The organism is Bradyrhizobium sp. 137 (genome assembly GCF_023074095.1).
In the GTDB taxonomy this organism is placed as follows: Bacteria; Pseudomonadota; Alphaproteobacteria; order Rhizobiales; family Xanthobacteraceae; genus Bradyrhizobium.
In genome coordinates, this window is the sequence record NZ_JADPKU010000108.1 from 1 (window position 1) to 1,150 (window position 1,150).

A 1,150-nucleotide genomic window follows, 5' to 3' on the forward strand; every position below is an offset into this window, starting at 1 on the left:
AGCGCGGCGATCTGGCGCGCCAGACGGCCTTCGCCGCGCGCCTGGGCGAGATCGGCGAATAGGCGGGATGTTCGCTTGTAGAGGACGGAGAAGCCGTCGCGGCAAGCCTTGTTGCCGAGCGCACAGGCAAGCCAGGACTTGCCGGTGCCGGTTGGACCGACAATGACCAAGTGGTTGCTGTCGCGGATCCATTGGCAGGTGCCAAGGTTCTGGAAGAGCGAACGATCGAGACCACGGGCGGTGCGATAGTCAACGTTCTCGATGGCGGCGACTTGACGGAGCTTGGCACTGGTCAAGCGGCGCGTGAGGCGGCGGTTGTCGCGGGCAGTGACCTCGCGATCGACGAGGAGGCCGAGCCAATCGGCGTGCGGCATCTCGGCCGCCTCGGGATTGTTCTGCAGTTCGACGAAGGTATCGGCCATGGCGGCGAGGCCGAGGGCGCGCAAGCGATCGACGGTGGGGTGAACGAGCATGCTGATCTCCTGATCAATTGTAGTAACTGCGGCCGCGGATGTTGGCGTGGAAGAGGATGGGCGCCTCCTCGGCGGGAGGAGCGGTTCTGTCGGTGCCGTTCTTGAGGATGGCAGCGACCGATTTGTACGAACGGGCGTTGAGCGGCAGCGCACGGGCGCAGGCGGCGTCGACGCGTTCCTGGCCATAGCGCTTGACCAGCCCGAGAATGCCGATGGCGGAGCGGAAGCCCTGTTCTGGATGCGGCCGCGAGCGCAGGATGACGTCGATCAGCGTCTCGGCATCAGGACCGACCTTGGCGGCTTCGGAACGAATGCGCTCATGGGTCCAGTCACGATAGCGGCGATGCGAGCTCGGCATGTACTCGGGAATGGTCGTCGGGCGATGCGGCAGCGTGCTGCGCAGATGCGAGGCAACGCGCTTGCCGCGGAGGAAAATCTCGACGGTCTTTTGGGTGATGCGAGCCTCGACCTCCTGATGCACGAGGTTGTGAGGAACGCTGTAGTAATGCTTGGCGATCTCGACGTGGTAATCGAGGTTGACCCGGCAGCGCTTCCACTCGGCATACTCGTACGGCTCATCCGGCAAGGGGGTCAGCGCCGGACGATCGAGCTCTTCGAACAGTTCGCGGCGACTTCGTCCCCAGCTGCGCAAAGGTCGATCGTTCAGCTCGACAAGA

General features: G+C 64.2%; 1 protein-coding gene and 1 pseudogene. Both read right to left on the reverse strand.

The features are described 5' to 3' along the window. Nucleotides 1–473 (reverse strand): ATP-binding protein (locus IVA78_RS28800; RefSeq protein ID WP_247468920.1); only part of this gene is annotated, 473 nt, incomplete at its 3' end. A 13-nt stretch (nt 474–486) separates the two neighbouring features. After that, nucleotides 487–1,150: pseudogene (locus IVA78_RS28805) on the reverse strand (IS21 family transposase); the annotation flags it as partial.